Source organism: Mesorhizobium sp. M1A.F.Ca.IN.020.03.2.1, assembly GCF_004023205.1.
Lineage (GTDB): Bacteria > Pseudomonadota > Alphaproteobacteria > Rhizobiales > Rhizobiaceae > Mesorhizobium.
In genome coordinates, this window is record NZ_RZSV01000034.1 from 1 (window position 1) to 20,091 (window position 20,091).

General features: G+C 63.8%; 17 protein-coding genes. 10 read left to right on the top strand and 7 right to left on the bottom strand.

The window, feature by feature from the left end; translation table 11 throughout:
- The 3 genes from EOA79_RS08160 to uxuA form a co-directional block, all read right to left on the bottom strand.
- The coding region (locus EOA79_RS08160; protein ID WP_164893835.1) for an MFS transporter at nucleotides 1-510 on the bottom strand (510 nt) is incomplete at its 3' end.
- Nucleotides 511-649: 139 nt separating this feature from the next.
- A complete protein-coding gene (locus EOA79_RS33460; protein WP_206628220.1) occupies nucleotides 650-787 on the bottom strand; it encodes a MaoC/PaaZ C-terminal domain-containing protein in 138 nt (45 codons plus the stop codon).
- Nucleotides 788-858: 71 nt separating this feature from the next.
- Nucleotides 859-2,043, bottom strand: coding sequence for a mannonate dehydratase (gene uxuA / locus EOA79_RS08170; protein WP_095823339.1), 1,185 nt, complete (start codon nucleotides 2,041-2,043; stop codon nucleotides 859-861).
- Between the two features lie 190 nt (nucleotides 2,044-2,233).
- Between uxuA and EOA79_RS08175 the strand changes: the two genes are divergently transcribed.
- The 4 genes from EOA79_RS08175 to EOA79_RS08190 all read left to right on the top strand — a co-directional run bounded on the left by EOA79_RS08175 (nucleotide 2,234) and on the right by EOA79_RS08190 (nucleotide 6,333).
- A complete protein-coding gene (locus tag EOA79_RS08175; protein ID WP_095823340.1) occupies nucleotides 2,234-2,965 on the top strand; it encodes an FCD domain-containing protein in 732 nt (243 codons plus the stop codon).
- Between the two features lie 17 nt (nucleotides 2,966-2,982).
- Complete coding sequence (locus EOA79_RS08180) at nucleotides 2,983-3,768, top strand: SDR family oxidoreductase (protein ID WP_095823341.1); 786 nt, start codon at nucleotides 2,983-2,985, stop codon at nucleotides 3,766-3,768.
- A 661-nt stretch (nucleotides 3,769-4,429) separates the two neighbouring features.
- A complete protein-coding gene (locus tag EOA79_RS08185; RefSeq protein ID WP_245322278.1) occupies nucleotides 4,430-5,110 on the top strand; it encodes a WecB/TagA/CpsF family glycosyltransferase in 681 nt (226 codons plus the stop codon).
- Nucleotides 5,107-6,333, top strand: a complete 1,227-nt coding sequence (locus EOA79_RS08190) for an NAD(P)/FAD-dependent oxidoreductase (RefSeq protein WP_128292960.1) — start codon at nucleotides 5,107-5,109, stop codon at nucleotides 6,331-6,333. The genes EOA79_RS08185 and EOA79_RS08190 overlap by 4 nt, the downstream gene beginning before the upstream one ends.
- Before the next feature lie 99 nt (nucleotides 6,334-6,432).
- Here the strand turns inward: EOA79_RS08190 and EOA79_RS08195 are convergent, their stop codons facing one another.
- Nucleotides 6,433-7,590: a GNAT family N-acetyltransferase gene (locus EOA79_RS08195; protein WP_095823343.1), complete on the bottom strand. Its 1,158-nt coding sequence runs from the start codon at nucleotides 7,588-7,590 to the stop codon at nucleotides 6,433-6,435.
- Between the two features lie 281 nt (nucleotides 7,591-7,871).
- Between EOA79_RS08195 and EOA79_RS08200 the strand changes: the two genes are divergently transcribed.
- Nucleotides 7,872-9,347: a hypothetical protein gene (locus EOA79_RS08200; RefSeq protein ID WP_095823344.1), complete on the top strand. Its 1,476-nt coding sequence runs from the start codon at nucleotides 7,872-7,874 to the stop codon at nucleotides 9,345-9,347.
- Here the strand turns inward: EOA79_RS08200 and EOA79_RS08205 are convergent.
- Both EOA79_RS08205 and EOA79_RS08210 read right to left on the bottom strand, forming a co-directional pair.
- Entirely contained in the window at nucleotides 9,333-10,427 is a 1,095-nt protein-coding gene (locus tag EOA79_RS08205; protein WP_128292962.1) for a glycosyltransferase family 4 protein, read from the bottom strand. The two genes, EOA79_RS08200 and EOA79_RS08205, sit on opposite strands and share 15 nt — an antisense overlap.
- On the bottom strand, nucleotides 10,424-11,836 hold the full coding sequence (locus EOA79_RS08210) for a lipopolysaccharide biosynthesis protein (protein ID WP_245322264.1): 1,413 nt from the start codon (nucleotides 11,834-11,836) through the stop codon (nucleotides 10,424-10,426). The genes EOA79_RS08205 and EOA79_RS08210 overlap by 4 nt, the downstream gene beginning before the upstream one ends.
- A 238-nt stretch (nucleotides 11,837-12,074) precedes the next feature.
- Here EOA79_RS08210 and EOA79_RS08215 point away from each other — a divergent pair, with 238 nt between their 5' ends.
- The 3 genes from EOA79_RS08215 to EOA79_RS08225 all read left to right on the top strand — a co-directional run bounded on the left by EOA79_RS08215 (nucleotide 12,075) and on the right by EOA79_RS08225 (nucleotide 16,936).
- Nucleotides 12,075-14,225 (top strand): GumC family protein, encoded by a 2,151-nt coding sequence (locus tag EOA79_RS08215; RefSeq protein WP_095823346.1) that lies wholly within the window; start codon nucleotides 12,075-12,077, stop codon nucleotides 14,223-14,225.
- A 20-nt stretch (nucleotides 14,226-14,245) separates the two neighbouring features.
- On the top strand, nucleotides 14,246-15,352 hold the full coding sequence (locus tag EOA79_RS08220) for a cellulase family glycosylhydrolase (protein ID WP_095823347.1): 1,107 nt from the start codon (nucleotides 14,246-14,248) through the stop codon (nucleotides 15,350-15,352).
- Between the two features lie 66 nt (nucleotides 15,353-15,418).
- On the top strand, nucleotides 15,419-16,936 hold the full coding sequence (locus EOA79_RS08225; RefSeq protein ID WP_095823348.1) for a hypothetical protein: 1,518 nt from the start codon (nucleotides 15,419-15,421) through the stop codon (nucleotides 16,934-16,936).
- Between the two features lie 41 nt (nucleotides 16,937-16,977).
- Here EOA79_RS08225 and EOA79_RS08230 read toward each other — a convergent pair whose 3' ends face one another.
- Nucleotides 16,978-17,862, bottom strand: a complete 885-nt coding sequence (locus tag EOA79_RS08230; RefSeq protein WP_245322265.1) for a hypothetical protein — start codon at nucleotides 17,860-17,862, stop codon at nucleotides 16,978-16,980.
- A gap of 512 nt (nucleotides 17,863-18,374) precedes the next feature.
- On the opposite strand from EOA79_RS08230, the gene EOA79_RS08235 reads away from it, so the two are divergent.
- Nucleotides 18,375-18,929, top strand: a complete 555-nt coding sequence (locus EOA79_RS08235) for a MaoC family dehydratase (protein WP_095800395.1) — start codon at nucleotides 18,375-18,377, stop codon at nucleotides 18,927-18,929.
- A complete protein-coding gene (locus EOA79_RS08240; RefSeq protein WP_095823349.1) occupies nucleotides 18,926-20,083 on the top strand; it encodes a CaiB/BaiF CoA-transferase family protein in 1,158 nt (385 codons plus the stop codon). The genes EOA79_RS08235 and EOA79_RS08240 overlap by 4 nt, the downstream gene beginning before the upstream one ends.
- The last annotated feature ends 8 nt before the right edge of the window (nucleotides 20,084-20,091 follow it).

Here is a 20,091-nt window from a genome sequence, read left to right on the forward strand (position 1 = left end):
GAGCGCGGTCAGGACAGCGCGAAAAAGATGCGGCAGCGCCGAGCCGATGGTGAGCGCGCCTATGACTGCGCCGAGCGCCAGCCCCCGGTCGCGCGTGAACCAGGTGGCGACGAGCTTCAGCGCCGGCGGATAGACGCCGGCAAGTGCTGCGCCGGTGACAATACGCGCGGCGATCACGCCGCCCGGCCCGAGATGAAACAGCAGGCTCGCATTGGCGAGCGCGGCGACAAAAGCGGCGGCCGCCATCAGCCGGCTGAGCCGCACCAAATCGGGAAGGTTGACCAGGCTCGCCCCCAGCGCACCGATCACGAAGCCGACCTGAACGCCGTTGGTCAGCCAGGCCTCCCCGCCGGCGCCGAGCGCAAGCTCCTGCCTCAGTTCGGGCAGGATGGCGGTCGCCGAAAACCAGGTGGTCAGCGACAGAACGACCGCCAGGCAAAGCAGCGACAGCACGCGCCAGCGGCCGCTGTCGGCGGCCATGCCAAGCGGGCTGCCGCTCACCGCGCTCATGCGCCTTGCAGCGGGACGGTCAACACGGTCGCCGCGCCGGTGGGACAAAGCTCCCCTGGCCGTTGCGTAGGCTGGTCTCGATCTTGCAGATCGGCTTGTCGGGGCGCAACTTCTTGACCTCCACGCGTCCGATGATCGCCTACTCAACGCCGACCGCCTTGACGAACTTCCATGCGATTTCGAGAAAGACGGTCCCGGGCCCGGGCAAATCCTCCGCGACCAGGGCATTGAGAATACCAGAACTGACGCCGCCGTGGAGGATCGGCTTGCCGAACACCGATTCTCGGCCAGCGCGGTCATTATGCAGCGAATTGCGCTCGCCGGTAATGTGGGTGGAAAGTTTCGATTCTATGCCAGCCCGAACCGTTCGACGGCCCGCATGATGCCGCGCAGTTCGGCGAGGCCCTTCAGCCTGCCGATCAGCGAATAACCGGGATTGATCCTGGTCTTGCCGATGTCATCGGCGAGTAGATGTCCGTGATCGGGTCGCATCGGAATGCGCCAGTCGGCGCGGCCTTCCTTCCGACGGCGCGCTTCCTCCTGCATCAGGGCGAGGATGACATGCGCCATGTCGGTGCCGCCCTCGAGATGTTCGGCCTCATAGAAGGAGCCGTCATCCTCGATGGTGACGTTGCGCAGATGGACGAAATGGATGCGGCCGGCGAACTCCTTGACCATGGCAACGATGTCGTTGTCGGCGCGCGTGCCGTAGGAGCCTGTGCAGAATGTCAGCCCGTTTTCCGGGCTCTCCACGGCATTGAGGATGAACCGCGCATCTTCAGCTGTCGAAACGATGCGCGGCAGGCCGTAGAGCGAGAAGGGCGGATCGTCGGGATGGATGCACATGCGCACCCCTTCCTGTTCGGCGACCGGAATAATCTCGCGCAGGAACCAGGCGAGATTGTCGCGCAATTCCCTTGGCCCAATCGAATCGTACTCGGCCAAGGCCTCGCGAAAACTGTCCCGGTTGTAGCTGCGCTCGGTGGCGGGCAGTCCGGCGATAAGGTTACGCTCGATCCGGTCGATTTTCTCGTCGCTGAGCTCTTTCAATCGCGCTTCCGCTTCGGCGATGCGCGCGGCGCTGTAGCCGGCCTCGGCATTCCGTCGCTTCAGCACGAACAGGTCGTAGGCCGCGAAATCGATCGCGTCGAAACGCAATGCATAACCCGTCGTCGGAAGGCGATACGCCAGATCGGTGCGGGTCCAGTCGACCACAGGCATGAAATTGTAGCAGATCGTCGCGATGCCGGCCTTCGCCAGCGCTCGGATCGTATCCTTGTAAAAGCCGACATAGCGCAGCCGTTCCGGCGAGCCGATCTTGATCGAGTTGTGGACGGGGATGCTCTCGACGACCGACCAGGTCAGCCCCGCCGCCTCGATGATCCGCTTGCGCTCCAGGATGTTTTCTAGCGGCCAGGCGCGCCCGTCATAGATGTCGTGCAGCGCCGAGACGACGCCCGTCGCCCCGGCCTGCTTGACGTGATCCAGCGTCACCGGATCGTCCGGGCCATACCAACGCCAGCACTGCTCCATTTGCTGCCTTCCTTTGAGAGAGAGCGGAAACTTATTGTTGGACCAGGATGAGAGTCAATCGACAATTTCGGCTTTCTCGAACGCCTGACGGCCGACAGGTAGCGCGGTAAACTGATCGAGACGGCGTCCAACTCGATTGTTTTCCCGGAATCTTGGGATATCCTGGTCCAACAATTTGGGAGATTCGTCATTGGAAAATTCTCACGCCGCGCGCGAGAGCGGCGCCCGCCGCCACGCCGGCGGCAGCTCGGCGGTCGATGCCGCGGCCGGGCGGATCCTCGATCTCATCCGCTCGCGGCAGCTGAATGTCGGCGACGTGCTGCCGACAGAGCGCGAGCTCAGCGAGATCACCGGCGCCAGTCGCAACACCGTGCGCGAGGCTTTGCGCGCTATCCGGACCTACGGGCTGATCGAACCGAAACCCCGCGTCGGGGCTGTGCTCGCGGACGGGCATGGCATCGCCATCCAGAATTTCTTTGCCGCGCATATGGATGTCTCGCGCTCCTCCTTCGCCGACATTCAGGGCTTCAGGCGCATCATCGAAGTCGGCATCGGCGACCACATCGTGCTCAACGCCACCAACGAGCAGATCGAAGCGCTCGACGCGGTCAACGCGCGGATCGTCGAGAGCCGCTCGATCGAGGAAGCCGCCGAGAATGATTTCGACTTCCACATGGCGTTGATCGGGCTGGCGGACAACCGCATGCTGTCGGACATGTATTCCTTCCTTTCCCCGGTGATCCTGCGGATCATGACCATCGGCAAGGAGATGCGCCCGGTCCTGGCCGACACCCGCGCCGCGCATGGCGAGATCGTCGCCGCCCTGCGCGCGCGCGACAGGGTGGCCTACGCCTACCTGATGAGCCGCCATCTGGATTTCGCCCTGCGATTCCTGCCGGAAGAGCCGGGTTCCGACACGTGACTGAAGGAGTTCCCGCAATGAAGGATTTTGTTGGCAAGGTCGCCCTGGTGACGGGGACGACGGGAATCGGTCTGGCAACCGCCAGGCGCCTCGCCGCAGGGGGTGCTGCGATCATCGCCTGCGGCATCGACCGCTCGGCCAATGCGGCAATGAGAGCGGAGCTGGAAAGTTCCGAAGCCGGCGCGCTGGTCGTCGACACCGACGTCTCCGTGGCGGACCAGGTCCGCGATGCCGTCGCTGCCGGGGTCGCACGGTTCTGCGGCCTCGACGTGATCGTCAATTCGGCGGCCGTCCATCCCTACGGAACCGCGACCACGACCGACTGGGAAACATGGAACAAGGCCATGACGGTCAATGTCGGCTCGATCTACCTGACGGCGCATTACGGCATCCCCGAAATGATCCGTCGCGGTGGCGGCGCCATCGTCAATGTCGCCTCGGTGCAGGGTTTCGCCTGTCAGCAGAACGTCGCCGCCTATGCCACGACCAAGGGCGCAATCCATACGCTGACGCGTTCGCTGGCGCTGGATTACGCGGCGGCTGGCATCCGGGTCAATTCGGTCAGCCCAGGCTCGATCCGCACACCGATCCTGGAGAAGGCCGCGCGTGGCGAAACCGGCAGCGATGCCGATGTCGAGGAAGCGTACAGGCGCTTCGGTGCGGCGCATCCGCTTGGCCGCATCGGCGAACCAGAAGAAGTGGCCGAACTCATCGCCTTTCTGTGCTCCTCCAGAGCGAGCTTCTGCACCGGCGCGGATTACAAGATAGACGGCGGCCTGACCGCCGGCATCGGTGTGAAATAGAGGCATGAAGATCGGTCTTGGCCTTTGCCGGAGTAGCTGACGCCGGACGATTTCCGCTTTGCCCGTCAGGCGGCGCCATGAATGTCGCTCCCCGCCTCACAACTGATTTTCGTGGCCCCGACGATCACCCAGGATAGATCAGGAGCTCGTTGGCATTGCAATGTGGTCGCACCAGTGGCGATCGCATCGCATTCGTGTTGAAAACGCAGGTTCAAAATCACCCAAAAGCAAGTGAAGTCGAGGTCAAAAGGTTTAAACTGATTTATATTTCGATTCAAATTGTCCATATTAACTAACTATTAACATGTCGCTTAACTTTTTGATTTTTTTACGTATGGTGCCATGAAGGAGGTAGTTCGAACTACCGGAGAATGGGGCGACTTCTCCTATGCGAAAAGTTTTAGAAACTTCAAAAAGAGATTTTGAACAACACAGCGTTACGACCGGCGGATCGGATCCGCTCCACTCCAGCCAACATCTGAACCATGAGACCTCTCGTTTTCCGCGGCTGCAGCACCAGACTTCGACCGGACGTCCAAGCGTGACCGCCGTGGCAGCGCTAGAAGCAGCCCCTTCCCGGCAGGACCTGCCTGCACTGCCGACGGTGCAGCTTGGCGGGCTGCCTGTCACCGTGATCGACCGGCAGGGCGCCGCCCGCTTGATGCTCGCGGCGGCGCGGCAGCACCGCCATGGCAGCCGTCCCTACTACTTCACCTCCGTCAACGGCGAGGTCATCGCCCAGGCTCGCGCGAAATCGGAGATCGCCGCCCTCTTCCGCGAAGCCGATCAGATCTTCGCCGACGGCCAGCCACTTGTGCTCGCCTCGCGCCTATTGTGCTGCACGCGGTTGCCGGAACGGGTGGCCACCACCGATCTGTTCCACGATGTCGCAAAGCTCGCCGAGAACGAGGCCGCGACCTTCTACCTGCTTGGATCGACTGAGGCCGGGAACGCCAAGGCCGTGGCCGCCATCAAAGCCAGCTATCCGCGCCTGCGCATCGTCGGCCACAGCCACGGCTACCTGACCGGCGAAGCACTCGAGAAAAAGCTCGAAGAGATCGACGCGCTTGCACCGGACATTTTGTGGCTCGGCCTCGGCGTGCCGCGCGAGCAGATCTTTGTCCGCGATTTTGGCTCGCGGCTCTCGAATGTCGGTGTGATCAAGACTTCCGGAGGGCTGTTCGACCATATTGCCGGCAAGGTCCGGCGCGCCCCGCTCTGGGTCCAGAAGGCGGGTTTCGAATGGCTGTGGCGCATGTTGATGGAGCCGCGCCGGCTGTTCTGGCGCTACTTCACCACCAATCCCCGTGCCCTTTATGCCCTGTTGAGGTATTCCCAATGACAGCCGAACATTCGCTGCGTCCGCTGCCGGAGGGAACCGACACGGAGATCGCTGTCGTCGGCGGCGGGCTCTCCGGGACACTTGCCGCGACTCTCCTCGGCCGGTCAGGCTACCGTGTCACGCTGATCGACCGCCACCCCGTTTTTCCGCGCGAGTTCCGTGTCGAGAAGATCGCCGGCGACCAGATCGACAAGCTGCGCCGGATCGGCCTCCTCGACAGTCTTTCCACGGCGGCCGCGGCATTCGACGAGATCGTCAACGTGCGCAAGGGGCGAGTGCTCGACCGCACGCGAGCCCGCCATTACGGCATTTTTTACGACAACCTCGTCGCGGCGATGCGGGCCGAACTGCCCAAGACCGTTCGCTTCGTCGCCGGCAGGGTGAGCGCGGTGGAAGCCGGGCCGGAGCGGCAGCGTGTATCGATCATCGGGCAGCCGGATGTGACGGCTCGCCTGCTTGTGCTTGCCACCGGCATGGGCGACATCCTGCGGCGCGACGTCGGCATCGAGCGCCGGTTCGTCCACCAGCGCCAATCGTTGACTTTCGGTTTTAATGTCCGGCCGGCGGGAGCAAGCGCGTTCAAGCATCCGGCACTGACCTATTACGGCGAACGCGTTTCGGACGGCATCGATTACCTGAACTTCTTCCCGGCCGGCGGCGTTACCCGCGCCAACCTCTTTGTTTTCCGGGAGCATACCGACCCGTGGGTCAAGGCGCTGCGCGACCGCCCGCGCGAAACGCTCATTGAAACGCTTCCGGGACTCCTCAAGACCTTTGGCGATTTCGAGGTCATCGACCGCGTCTCGAGCTGGCTCACCGACATCACCGTCGCCGAAAATTGCAAGCGCGACGGCGTCGTCCTGATCGGAGACGCTTATCAGACATCCTGTCCGGCCGCCGGAACAGGTGTCAGCCGCCTTCTCACCGATGTGGAGCGCCTGTGCATGGTGCACGTGCCGGAGTGGATGGCCTCGCCCGGCATGGCGGCAGCGAAGATCGCCGCCTTTTATGATGATCCCATGAAGCAGGCGATGGATGAACGGGGGCTCGAGTTGGCAAATTTCCGCCGCAGCCTGACCATCGACACGGACCTGCGCTGGCGCGCGCGCCGGCAGGTTCATTTCAGCCGTCGCCGCATACTGCACGAGATCGACAAGTTCAGCCCGAGCTTTGCCGCGCGGCTGCGCGGTCTCAAGCGGCCGCAAGTGGAAGCCGTGACCTGATTGCGGGTCAGCCGGCGCATTTCGTTCAAAGGACGCTTCGGCATAGGCGTGCGCGACCGCCTGAAGCTAGCGTAAGGCGTCCGATCCGACCCGCTTCAACTAGGACGACTCGGCGGCTTCATCGGCAGCCGGTGGCACGATGACAGCCGAAGGCTTGGCCTTCTTGACATGCGCGGCCTCAAGGATATGCCGCGCCAGCGCCTTGGCCGCCGGCAATTTCTGCACCGTCAGATGCGCCGCATAGCCGAGCGGACTCCCTGCGCGGTAGATTTGCCACATCGGTGAAGGCCGGCCGCCGAACACGCGCTTGTAGGGCTCGTCGCCGATGGTGAAATCGAGGTGTTGATCGCCGCGCTCGATGCAATCGCGGGCGATCTGCTCGAACATCAGGCTGCCGATCGACTGCTTCCGGTAGCCGGCCTCGTCGAAACCGCCGAGGATGACCAGGAGCGAGCCGCGGTGCTCGAGCCCGAGCGCGCCGGCGATCGGCTGGCCGTTCATCCAGAATGCATAGGTGCGGGCGAAGCCGCCGCACCCTTCATTGGCCACGGCCAGGTAGAAATCGAAATAGGAAGGCAGCTGCAAAAGGTCGGCCGGACCGTTGCTGCCGTCGAAGCGTTTGCCGCGATAGAGCTTGAGGGCATCGAATGTCGTGCGGACCGCGGCCGGGCCGTCAACGCATTCGAAGCGCGCCTCCCCGATGCGGTTGAGCTGCCGGGATTTCTTGTCCAGCTCCTTGCGATAGGACTGGTCCAGCCGCTGCTCGCGCCAGCCGGCGAATGTCGGCTCCAGCTTGCTTGAATAGGCGCTCATGCCCATGCTGTCGCGCTTGTCGACGCCAAGCAGGCGCTCCATCGCCAGGGAGCGGTCCGCCAGCTTGCCTATGCGCAGGAGATCGTATGGCCGCAGATGCTTGCGGATGGCGGCGACGGTGCGGGCGTCGGCAAGAATGCGGGAGAAGGTCTCCTCGTCGGCGACGGGCGAGACATAGTCCGAAACCCGCATATCCGCGAATTCCACGACCTTCAGCAGCGTGTAGCGGCGCCTCACCAGCGGCAGGACCATCGCGAGCCTTCCGCTCGCACGCACGCGGACGACGATGATCAGTGGCGTGGCGGCGCCTTGCCGCACGAGCCTCTCATAAAGTTGCGCGAGCCAAATCGGATGCTGAAAAGCGGTTGCCGCCGAGCTGGCGAAGAGCTCGGCGTACTCCGTCGAACGGAAATCGAACGCATCCTCGGCAGTGACTTCAAACATGTGATCCGAACCGGCAGGGACAGCGGCTATCCACGACTTCTTACGTTCCAGGTCAAGACCGGCCGCCGCGATTGTTGGAATCTTGGTATATGCCGAAACCGCTAATCTTGCGTTGCATGGCAGGCCGGGGCGGACGACCACAACCGCTTCGGGATCGCAAGTCGAAAATCATGCCGGAAAAGTAGAAATCCGGTTTTGCGTGTAACGCCGATGTAAGTATTTTCGGCCAGTCTCTCGCTCCTTATTGTTGGAAATCCGAGCAGGACATAGCCGCCCAAGACATGCTGGCGATCGAGGTTATCGTTCCGCAATCGGCGCCCCGCCATTGGCAGCAGCTCGCCATAGAGCGGCTGGAGGCGGACGGCCACGATGTCGCGGTGGCGCATCAGCCCGGGCCGTCGACCTGGCCGGCCGCGGCAAAAGCCGCCTTCCAGTTCGAGCAACGTCTTTTCCGCCGGCGCGGACCCCTTCTCGGCTCCGCGCTGCAAGCAATCCCGGCACGGCCCGGCGGGCGCCCCGCCGCGCTGAGGCTCGATCTTGCCGGCGATGCGGCCTTGTCGAATGTCCCCACCATCGGCCTTCGCTTCGACGGATCCAGCGCCGATCTGTCGGCTGCAATCGCCGTCGCGGCCGGCAGGCTCCCGGTGATCGAGGCCGTGCTCGACAGGAAGACGGTAGTCGGCCAGGCGCGGCCCATGGTCGACAAGCGGGAATCCACCGCACTCGGCACCGAGGACGTGTTCGCCCGCGCCATTACTCTGGTTCAGTCGGTCACCCGCGCGTTCGCGGCGGACCGGCTGCCACGAGAGGCCGTGGCTGAAATCCATGGTCGTGGCGAGCGAGGCGGGTTCACATCCGCCTATCTCGGCGCGGCGCTGCCGCGGCTCGGCCGGGAAGCGCTTCGGCGCGCGCGCTTCCGCCACGCGCATTGGCGTGTCGGCTATCGCTTTACCGATGCCCTGGGCGTCGCCGATACCGGCAAGCTCGGCACCGGCTGGTCGGTGCTGCCGGACCCGGGCGATCATTTCTATGCCGACCCGTTCCCCTTCTGGTGGCAGGGTCAGCCCTTTGTGTTCGTCGAGGACTATCCGCACGCGACCGGAAAGGCGGTCATTTCCGTTGTCCCGTTCGACGCGGATGGCGTTCCTGGCGAGCCTCGGGTCGTGCTGGAGGAGGCTCACCACCTCTCCTACCCGCAGGTATTCGAGCGCGACGGCGCGATCTGGATGCTGCCGGAGGCGAGCGCCGGCGGCAAGCTCACACTCTACCGCGCGTCGGGCTTCCCGGACAGCTGGCTTGCCGAGACCGTGCTGGTCGAAGGCGAGATTTCCGATGCCACCTTGTTCGAGCATGAAGGCATGCTCTGGCTGTTCGCCACGGATCGTGACGGCCATGGAAGCACTTCCGACACGCTGGTGATTTTCTCCGCCCCCGCGCTTGCCGGTCCGTGGCGGCCGCATCCGGCGAACCCGATCCTGATCGACCACCGCATGGCCCGCCCCGGCGGAGCCTTCGTGCGCAACCGCGACGGCCGCGTGCTTCTTCCGGTCCAGGACGGAACGCTGGGCTATGGCGGCGGGCTGGGCCTGTCGAAGCTGCTGGAGCTCAACCAGCAGACGGTGCGGCTGTCGCCGCCGCGGCCGATCGATGCGGCTGGCGACTTTCCTTATCCGAAAATCCACACACTCAATCGGGCCGGGCGCCTGGAAGTGATCGACGGGATCGCCGCCGTGCGCAAGCGGTCAGGCAAGCAGTAGCGCCTCGTAGCCCGCGCACATCCTGGCCGGCGAATACTTATCCCGCAGCCGCCGTCCCGCCTCTGAAAGCCTGGCCTTGGCTTCCGGCCGCGCAAACAGATCGCCAAGGCCCCTGGCCATGCCGGCAGCGTCGGCCTCGACGAAGAGTGCGGCGGGAGAGCCGTCCTCCGCGGTCAGCACCTCGCGCAAGACGTCGAGGTTGCTCGCCACGACCGGCAGCCGGGAAATGGCGGCTTCGACGCAGGCGAGGCCGAAGGTCTCCGTCATCGAGGCAAACGCATAGGCATCGCCGGCCGCGAGGAATTCGAAGATGCGCGCCGGCGGAACCTCGCCCACGAGATGCAGGCGGTCGGCAACGCCGCGGCTTTCGGCAAAGGCGACGAGCGCTTCGCGCTCCGGCCCCGCGCCTGCCAACGCGACATGGACGTCGGGCAGTCGATCGAGCGCGCCGACAAGCGCGATCTGGTTCTTCATCCGCGTCAGCCGGCCCGATGATACGGCCAGCCAAACGTCCTGCGGCAGGCCGAAGGCGGCGCGCGCCGCTGCCTTGTCGAATTCCTCGCCCGGCGCGGGTACGCCGTGATCGATGCGACGCATGCGCCGCCGATAGGAGCGCGGATAGCGATCGAACTGCGCTTGAGTCCAGCCGGAATTGACGACATTCGCCTGGTAAAGGCCGACCGTGCCCATCAGCTTGTCGATTTGGGAGAGCAGCCCCATGACGCCCATGCTTTGCGGGGCGCCGCTTTGGTTTGCGACGATGTGCCTGACGCCGGCCAGCCGGGCGCCGATCGTGCCGAAGATGTTGCCATAGTGTTGGTAAGTGATGACTGCGTCGGGGCGTGCCGCGCGCAGATATCGCGCCAGGCCGACGGTCGCCCGGATCTGCCCGGGCAATCCGCGCGGTCTGTCCGTCAGGACGAAATCCGCATTGGGATCGCGGTCGTAGGCTTCGGTCTTGCGGTACATGAAGACGGTGCGCACCTCGTGCCCGCGCGCCCGCAAGCCCTCGCCCACCATGTCGGAGATGCGCTGCGCCCCCGCTGCTTCCGCCTGGGTCTGCACTTGGACGATCTTCACGTGCGCCCCTTCAGGAGGGCATGAGGCACCAGCCCGATCCTGTCCAGGGACAAGCCGAGGATCGACGGGTTGATGCCGATTCTGCGCCGGGCGATCAATACCCCGAAAGCCGTCCATGCGATGACGGTTCCGGCAATGCTGAGGGCCGCTCCTATGGACCCGAGGTAGTAAGTTGCCACGGCCGTCACGCAAAGTCCGACAACGTTGACGATGACCAGCACCTTGAAGAGCGCATGCTGCAGACCCGTCAACTGCAACAGGACTTCGATCGGGCCGCAAGCGGTGCCGAACGTCGCCCCGATGCCGAAGATGACGAGCGTCGCCCTCATGGTCGGCGTCGCATAGGCCGGATTGAAGATGGACAGGATGAAGTCGCCGAATATCCAGAAGGACGCCAGCACGCACAGCGCAATGGCCGAGCCGCCAAGCGCGGCGAGGCTGGTGATGCGCTGAACGTGAGCCCTGTCGCCGCTGTAGAAGGCCGCCGATATCTGCGGCGCCAGCGCCTGGTTGATGCCGTTGAGGGCAAGGGTCACGAAGCGCGTGGTCCGGTCCGCCACGAAGATCGCGCCTGCCGCCTCTGGCCCCAGGATCATCGCCACGAGCAGGGTGCTGACCTGGCCGAGCGCGGGCGGCAGCGAGGTGACGCCCCACAGGCCAAGCGTCACCGTCTTGAATTCCTGCTTTTGCCCTTCCGTGAGACCACCGCGATCTGCCCGCGCCGTGTCGCGCAACAGCACAATTGTTTGCGGGACGACCGACAGGATGAGCAGCAGCGCCGTCAGATATGTCGCCGCGATCGCATCGATCTTCACTTGCATGAAGTGCAGCGCCGCAACGGCGGCGATTGTCGCCGCGCGCCAAATGATGTCCCGCGGCAGCAGGCCCGATATCAGCGCGTTCTTGGCCCGGAAGGCGCCCGAGGTAAACTCCGACCAGCCGAGCGAGAACGACAGCACCGCTGCCGCCACGCATAGCGGCAGCCATTCCGGCGTTCCCCTGCCGATGAAGGGCAGGAATCCCACCACGATGATGAGCAGGCTGGTACCGACGAGCCCGGCCAGCGCCACGAGAATGGCGCGCGCCATCAGCCCGTGAGCCGAGCCGAGATCGCCCAGCCCGGCATATTGAGGCCAGAATCTGAGCACGGTGCTCTGCTGGCCCACCGAAGCGAAGAAGGAAACCAGGCTCGCGCCGGCATAGGTAGCGCTGTAAAGACCGAACTCGCGTTCGTTCGTCACCATCGCCACGGCCACGAACATCAGGAAGGACAGGCCCGCGCTGGCAAGCTTGATGATGCCGGCCACGGCGCCGCTCTTGGCAAGCGCCGTGACCGACATGCGCATGTCGGTCGCCGGGCTGGCCCCTGCCCCGGGGGCGGCCTCGCGGTTCCCTTTAGTGTCCTTCAACCTCGCCTCCTGAGACGATCGGCGATGGGCTACCCGCACCTACGACGACGCTCAAAACCCGATCCTGCATAAGCAAAATGCCGCAACCGCGCCAGCGCGAACGCTTCGCATGGTTACCGGCATCGCCAGCGCCGAGCGCATCGTCACGCCGCCAAGCTTAACGGATGGCTAACGATAATCCTTAATACTGTGGAGACGAGTGAGGTCGTGAAGTCGCGGCTCTCGACGAGGAAAATCGATGAAGCCAGCCAGTATCGACGAGCGCACTCTTACGCCGTTGTTCGACATAGGTGCAGTGTGGGCCATCCTTTGGGCGCGACGCGTGATGGTGCTTGCCATCGCCGGCGCGGCAGTGCTGCTGGCGCTCTCCTATCTTGCGGTGACCAAACCAAGCTATACCGCAACGGCCTCGATACTGATCGACCCCCGCGACACGCGCGCGACCAATTTCAACAACGTGCTTCCGGGGATCGGCTCCGACAGCGCCGCTATCGCCAGCCAAGTCTTCGTCATCCAGTCGCCAGACCTGCTCGGCGCCGTCTTCAAAAGCCAGAAGCTCGACAGCGATCCGGAATTCGCCGGCGGCGGCCTTGCTTCACGTCTGTTCGGAGCCGGCGCAAGCGCGCCGCAGGACGCCGCCTTCAAGCGCTTCCAGAGCAAGGTTTCTGTCGAGCGCGAAGGGCTGACCTACGTCATCAATGTCAGCTTCACGTCGCCGTCGCCGGAAAAGGCCGCGCGCATCGCCAATGCCATCGTCGATCAGTACCGGGCAGGCCTGGTGGGAGAACGCGAGAGCGCCAACAGCGACGTGAATACGCTGCTCACGGACAGGATCTCCGGCCTGCAAAAGGACGTCAGCGACGCCGAGCGGACGGTCGAAGACTTCAAGACGAAACACAATATCGTCAATTCGACGGACGGCGGCACGCTGCAGTCGCAGCTCGATCAGCTGACGACGCAGCTGATCGCCGCCCAGGGCGACGCTGACCAGGCCAAGGACCGCTACAATCAGGCGCTGGCTGCGGGCAGTTCGCCGGCCGGGCTCGCCAAGCTTGCGGATATTCTTACCTCCACCTCGGCCATCAAATTGCGCGATGACTACAACCAGCGCGCCACCGAGCTTGCCAGCCTGCAAACGATGTACGGGCCGCGCCACCCGACCATCGGGCGGCTGCAGTCCGAGCTGGAGCGGTTGAAGCGGCTGATGTCCGCCGAGGCGGATCGCATAAGACAGCAGTTGAAGGCCAGCTATGATCTCGCTGTGCAGAATGTCGGCAAGCTGCAAGACAAGCTCGAAGCCCTGCGCCAACAGTCGACGAACTCGAACATCGCGCAGGTACAGCTGCGGCAGCTGGAATCGAAAGCCCAGGCGGCGCGCGCCGTGCTCGACGACTATCTCAAGCGGGCGCAGGAAACGTCGCAGATGCAGGGCGTGCAGACTTCCGAAGCGCGCAAGATCGGCGTGGCTTCGCCGCCTGTCCAGCCGACATGGCCGAAGCCGGTCCTGCTTCTCTTGGTGAGCGCCGTTCTGGGACTCCTCGCCGGATGCGGCCTCGCTCTGGCGCTTGGTCCGGTCTCGCAGCCGCAAGAGGACCCGCAGTCGCCGACGGCGGCCGTGCCGGAGCCGTTCGTGGACCGTAAGGACAGCGCGCCGGTCAGCCCCCGGCCATTGCCGATGCCAGCCAATTTCGGCGAGTACCGTCTGCCCGGCGTCGCCGGTGGGACCGCCTATTCAAACATCAAGGCGATCAGGAAACAGCTCTTCCAGACCGGAAACGAAACGCTGTCGCTCGCCGTCCTGAAGATCATGCGACAGATGGTCTTGCACCTGAACGACCACGGCAAACCGTTCGTCATCCTCGTGTCTTCGATCCACAGCAGTTTCGAGGCAAGGATTGCGGGCGCGATGCTGGGCATAGGCATGCAACGGGCCGATCAGAACGTGCTGATGGTGGAAATTGGCGATCGTCTGTCCAGCGCGACGACTGACGGCGCCGGATTGTTCATCGATGGCGCGACCGGTCTGCAGACGATCGTGTGCAGCTCAGTGGCGGAAAAAAGTCCTGGCGTTGCCGATCGCAACTCGTTCCGTGGCATTCTGGCCGAAGCCGGGAGCGCGTTCGATTTCGTGCTCGTGATCGCGCCCTCGCTTAATGAGAACGGCTGGAATCCGGAGCTCTTCGCCAAAGCCGATCTTGCGCTTCTGGCGCTCAGCCCCTCCGAGCAGCCTTCGGAAGCCGCCAGGCTGCTCGCGCAAAAATTCGGTGCCGGCCAGATCGGTCGCAGTGCCACCCTTGTCGTCGCGCCGGCTGACGCGCGGCCAGCCGCGGCGATCGACAGTCCGCGAGCGGCCGGCGAGCAGCGCCGCAGCGCCGCCGCCCGGGGCTAGACCGTGGAGGCGGTGCATCGATGACATCGCCGCCCAAGGTGTCGAGGCGACAGGCGCTGGCCTTTGCCGCCGGAGCCGTTGTCGCCGTCTCCCCTCCGCCGCAATCCGCTGCGCTCGCGACGGCCGGCCAAGTTCCGTCGCGCGGCTTCAACCTTCCCGGATGGCTCGACCGAAACGATGGGCTTGCTCCCGCCACGGCCACGCTTGAGAAGCTGCGGCAATCAGGCTTCGAAACGATCCGGCTGCCGGTCAACAGCGATCTCGTCTCCAGCGGCGACCCGGCAACGCTTCGCCGCATCCAGAACGGGATCAGGGATCTTGTCGGGCTCGGCTTTTCGGTCCTCCTCGACATGCATCCTTCTGGCGAGCTCGTAGCGGCTTTTCGAAACGATCCCGAGGCGGCTGCAGGAAGAGTGCTTCAGGCCTGGACGGCGTTGCGTGCCGTCGTTGCCGATCTGCCTGCGGAGTGGGTCTATCCCGAGCTGCTGAACGAGCCACCGATGGAACGGAGCGCCTGGCTGGCGCTGCGGGAACGGATCGCCGCGGCGCTGCGGGCGAAATGTCCGCGCCACACGCTGGTCTGGGGACCGGCACGGTTTCAGGGCATCTGGGAAATCGCCGACACGCCGCCGCTCGCCGACGACAACCAGATTGCCGCCGTTCACTATTACGCCCCCTTGGCCTTCACCCACCAGTGCGAGACCTGGGATGCCTCGCCGCTCGCCCGCATCGCGGACCTGCCCTTTCCCGCAAGCAAGGGAATGGCCCAGGTGAGCCGGCTTATCTCCAAACTGCGGTCGGCCGGCGACGAAGAAGCCGCCAACCTCGTTGAAGAGGAATTGTCGGCGCCTTGGACGGCCGCGCGGATCGGCTCCGATTTTGCCGATCTGGCGCGCTGGTCCACCACCAACGGCTGCCCGGTCATGCTGAACGAATTCGGTGTGCTCAACTTCTGCGTGGATGCCGAAAGCCGCGCCTCCTGGGTGCGCGCCGTGCGCAAGGCGGCTGAAGCGAACCATGTGGCATGGACCTATTGGGAGCTCGATCAGGGCTTCGGCTTCATCAGGAGCAGGCAGAGCGTCGAGGGCTTCGACGGCTCGATGATTGCCGCGCTCCTTGGAGGTTAGGCCGGAAATGGACGACAGGCGCCATCTACGCTTGCTGGGACAAGTGACGAGCGGAGCGGATCAGCGATGAGCACGACGCAGGTCTCTTCGCCCGTCAGACTGGGTTTGCCGGGCAGGGATACGCCCGAAACCTTGCTGCATGTCGGCACGGCCTTGCTTGTCGTTGCGCTCGCCGTCTCCGCATTTGCCGTGTGGACGCCGTTCGGGATTGCCGCAACATTCGTGCTGACGCTGATCGTTTCGAACGCGATGCCGGCGGGCGTTCCGGTGCTGATCATCTGCGCCTTTCTCTTTCAGAACCTCGTGGTCGCCTGGTTCACCCCCTACATTCCCGACAACGACACGTTCGACGCGCTGCGCGGCACCAACTTCATCATCCTGATGACAGCGTTCGGCATTTTCCTGGCCGCCTCATTTCAGTACCGCGTCCGCGCGCTGACCGAGTTGCGCCCGTGGCTGCTGCTGAGCATGGTCCTGTGCGGAACGATTTGTTTCTATTTCGCTCTCGGCGTCGTGCATGGCGACCCCAAGGACGCGGTCGTCTATTTCCGCAACACGATCACGCCGCTCGCCTGCTTCCACGTCGCGGTCCTCGCCGCCAGCCTTTATCCCGTCGATCTGCGCAAGAGCATGCTGTGGCTCGGCGCCGGCGCGATCGTCTATGGCTATGCGGAACTGACCTTCACCATGGATTTCCTCGGACTGTTCCACGGCGACCAATATGTCGAGCGCAGCATCTCGCGGCAGGTCGAGACCGGCGTGTGGGAAAAAGCGCTTCAGGAAACCGGTTTCGTTTACCGTGGGATCGAAGACGTGATGACCACGACCTTCTTCAACACGCCCCTGTTCAACGACATCCTGCCAAGCGTCTTCCGTATCGGCGGCCCGAACTTCCATCCGATCAGCTATGCTTACGCCTTAAGCATCATTTCGGCCTGGCTGCTCTTCAAAGGACGATGGGTGCTGCCTCTCGCGGCTCTGCCGCTGCTGCTCGTCATCGGCTCCAAGGGCGCGACCTTCATGCTTTTCGTCGCAATTGCCGTGCGGCTGATCTACAGTCCCTCCCGCGCCGGTCTGGCGCTCATGGCCGCGATGGCCCTGGCCGTGGTCTGGACGACGGCGGCGATCGGCTATGGCGCCACCCATGGCGACTATCACGTCCTCGGTCTGATTGCCGGCATGCGCGATTTCCTGGCCGATCCGCTCGGCCAGGGCTTGGGTCTCGGCGGCAACCTGTCGAGCACCAGCATCAATCTCAACTGGCAAACCGCCCAGGCCGAAGGCGCCGCCTCCGTGCCGGTCGAGAGCGCGGTCGGTGTCATGCTTTACCAGATGGGCGTGGGGAGCCTCGTCTTCTTCGGCTTCCTGGCGGCGCTGGCCGTGGCATTGCGACGGCAGCTTATCCAGACCGGCGACCCGGATTTCCTGTTCGGCTTTGTCGGCATCGTCACCATTTCGGCCAATGCCGTATTACAGGAGGAGGCTTTCTACTCCCCTCTTGCCCTCGCCTTCTGTCTGCTGCTCGTGGGCGTCTCGCTGGGAACACGCTGGCGCATGGCGGCAAGAGCCGAAGCGGCGGACTGACTTCGGATCGGCTGGGCTCCAGACCGGCTTCACGATTTCGTTCAGGAACCGAACAGCACCATTTCGGTGAACGTCAGGTCTCCCGGAGAAGGCGATTTCGGACCCTTGAAATACTTGATCCCCTTGTTCGGAAAATACCTGCCGGACAGACCGGGAACCGGGCCCATCGCATCGACGAGGCAAAGCAGCTGTCCGCGCCGCAGGAGAAAGCGGCCTACGACCCCGGCGCACCTGACCAGATCCGCGTGGGATCGGCAGTAGACGACCTGGCAGCACGACACGAGCCCATGCAATATCCGGCGCGGCTTCAGCACAAGCGGCAACGCCAGACCGTCGCAGACGCAGATCAGCGAAAGACAGCCCAACGCGGCGTGCTCGAGCAATATGTATCTTTCGTTGTCGGTGAGTTCAGCCATTTCGGCGAGGTCCGCATGGGCTTCCAACACCCGGTCCGGACGCGGCATACCATTCAGAATGGGCAAGAAGGCGATCTGTCCGCCGGAAAACAGGCGAAAACCGAAGGCTTTGTTGAGCCTCACTGTCCCGGGCGATGGAGAAATATTGGTGTAGACCACATCCTTGCGCAGGATAACCGTCGCGATCATCCGGCTGGCATAGGGCCGGAATTCCGCGTCCACGGACCAGCTCGAGAGATTGCAGCGGATTTCATCGCCTTCCAGGCTTCTGTGTTTGGCATAGAGCGTAAGCACTGCGCCGACGATCCGGCCCGACTTCTCCAGGACGAACCCATATCGCGGAAAATCGACGACCGCTGGCCGCTGCGCCAGGCGGGTCAGCGCTTCTATCCAATAGCTCCTGCTGCGCTCCGGAAACCCCCGGTGCAGGCAATCCGCCACGCCTCCCCAATCCCTCTCGTCGAAGGGCCGGCAGCCGATACCGGGAGGGAATGCGCCGAGAACCGCCATAATCGACTCAAGAAAAAGGCACCAAATATGTCGAGGTCCGGGTTATCCTGACGATCGATTACTAACGAATTACACCGCTATCGAAGCTAATTTTATTGGCCGGATTTGACGGGATCGTGCAGTGCTCCTCCGCCTACAACTGATCGTCGCATTACCCTTAGGCGGGTTACAATTGTAGAATTGACTAAAACAATCATTGGTTTTGTATGATTCGGGCCGGTGGCGGTCCTTCCTGGCAGAAGCGCCTCGCCATCCCGGCCGGCACAGCGGCGTTCGCCGTGACCCGGAAGTCCGCTGGCAACTGCCGGAAGTAGCCGCGCCTGGCGCTGTGCCTGCTGCATCCAAGGCAACTCCGAGTTCGATCGTGCAGGCAAAATTTCACCGGACCGGCTTGTGCGCAAATCTCATATGTGAATATAGTATTCACAAAAGAAGATTTGGAGGATCGATCGCGTCCGACTCCGGCTTGCCGGAGCGGTGCGGCCATTCTCCCGGAGCGGACGAACAGCGCAATGACCAGCTTCCCGCCCACCGCCGGCGTCGCTTCGACCTGCCCTGCCGACATGCCGCCCGATCACGCCTTGCTGCCGGTATGGAATGCCGAAAACTGGTTCTATGAAGATTGGCCAATCGGCCAGAAAATCCGCTCGCTCCGGCGCACTATGGCCGAAGGCGACAGTCATCTCTTCAACACCCTGGTGCTCGACATCCACCCTTATGTGCAGGACCAGATGTTCGCCGAGCGCGAAGGTATCTTCGGCAAGCGCCTCGTGGCGGGCGCGTTCGTTTTCTCGGCCGGGCTCGGTCTAGTCGCCACCAACTGCGTCAATGCCTTTTCCTACGGCTATGACAAGCTCCGCTTCATAAAGCCGGTCTTCATCGGCGACACCATCTATTCGATCCGCACCAACATGGAAAAGAAGCCCCGCTACAAGGAAATGGGGCTGATCCGCGCCAGCTATGAAGTGTTCAAGGGCGAAGGCGAGCTGGTGCTCTACTGCGAGCATCTGCAGACGGTGAAATACAAGGACCCGGCCGACTTCGCCGGCAAGACGGAGAAGCAATGATGGCCGCCGACCTGCCGCTGTCCGGCCTTGTCGTCGTCGACATGAGCCAGTTCCTGTCGGGACCTTACTGCTCGCTGAGGCTCCTCGACCTCGGTGCCCGCGTCATCAAGATCGAGCGGCCCGATGGTGGCGACCTGTCGCGCCGGCTCTATCTCAGCGACACCGAGATCGGTGGTGATTCCACCATCTTCCACGCCATCAACCGTGCCAAGGAAAGCTTTGCGGTCGATCTGAAGAACGAGGATGACCTTAAAGCGCTGCGCGGGCTGCTCGCCAAGGCCGACGTGCTGATCCAGAACTTCCGGCCCGGCGTCATCGAGCGGCTCGGCCTCGATTACGAGCATGTGCGGACGCTCAATCCGCGCCTGGTCTACGCCTCGATCAGCGGCTATGGCGAGGAAGGCCCGTGGGTAAAGCGTCCGGGTCAGGACCTGCTTGCCCAGGCGCGCTCCGGCGTCATGTGGCTGAACGGCGACGAAGATCAGGGTCCGGTGCCGTTCGGCCTGGCAATCGCCGACATGCTGGCCGGCGCCGCCTGTGCGCAAGGCATCCTTGCAGCACTGGTCCGGCGCGGCACCACCGGCGCGGGCGGCCATATCGAGACCAGCCTCTTCGAGGCGCTGATCGACCTCCAGTTCGAGGTGCTGACGACGCATCTCAATGACGGCCGGCGGCTGCCGCGCCGTTCGTCGTTCCATAGCGCCCACGCCTATCTGGCGGCGCCCTACGGAGTCTATCCGGCCAAGGACGGCTTCCTGGCGATCGCCATGACGCCGATCCCGAAGCTCGCCGACCTGCTCGAGATCGAGGGGCTGGCGCCCTATCGCGACAAGCCGGCGACCTGGTTCACGGCGCGCGACGAGATCAAGGCGATCATCGCGCAGCGCATCGCGCAGAAGTCGGTCGACGAATGGCTGGCGATCCTCGAGCCCGCCGACATCTGGTGCGCGAAGGTGCTGAACTGGAAAGAGGTGCTGGAAAGCGACGGCTTCAAGGCGCTCGACCTGCTGCAGACCGTGACGCGCGAGGACGGTGTTTCGATCGACACCACCCGGTCACCGCTCAGGATCGACGGCATGCGCGCCAAAGTCGAGCAGGCGGCGCCGCGCGTCGGCGAGCACAGCGCAAAAATCCGCAAGGAGTTCGGCCTGTGACGACACTC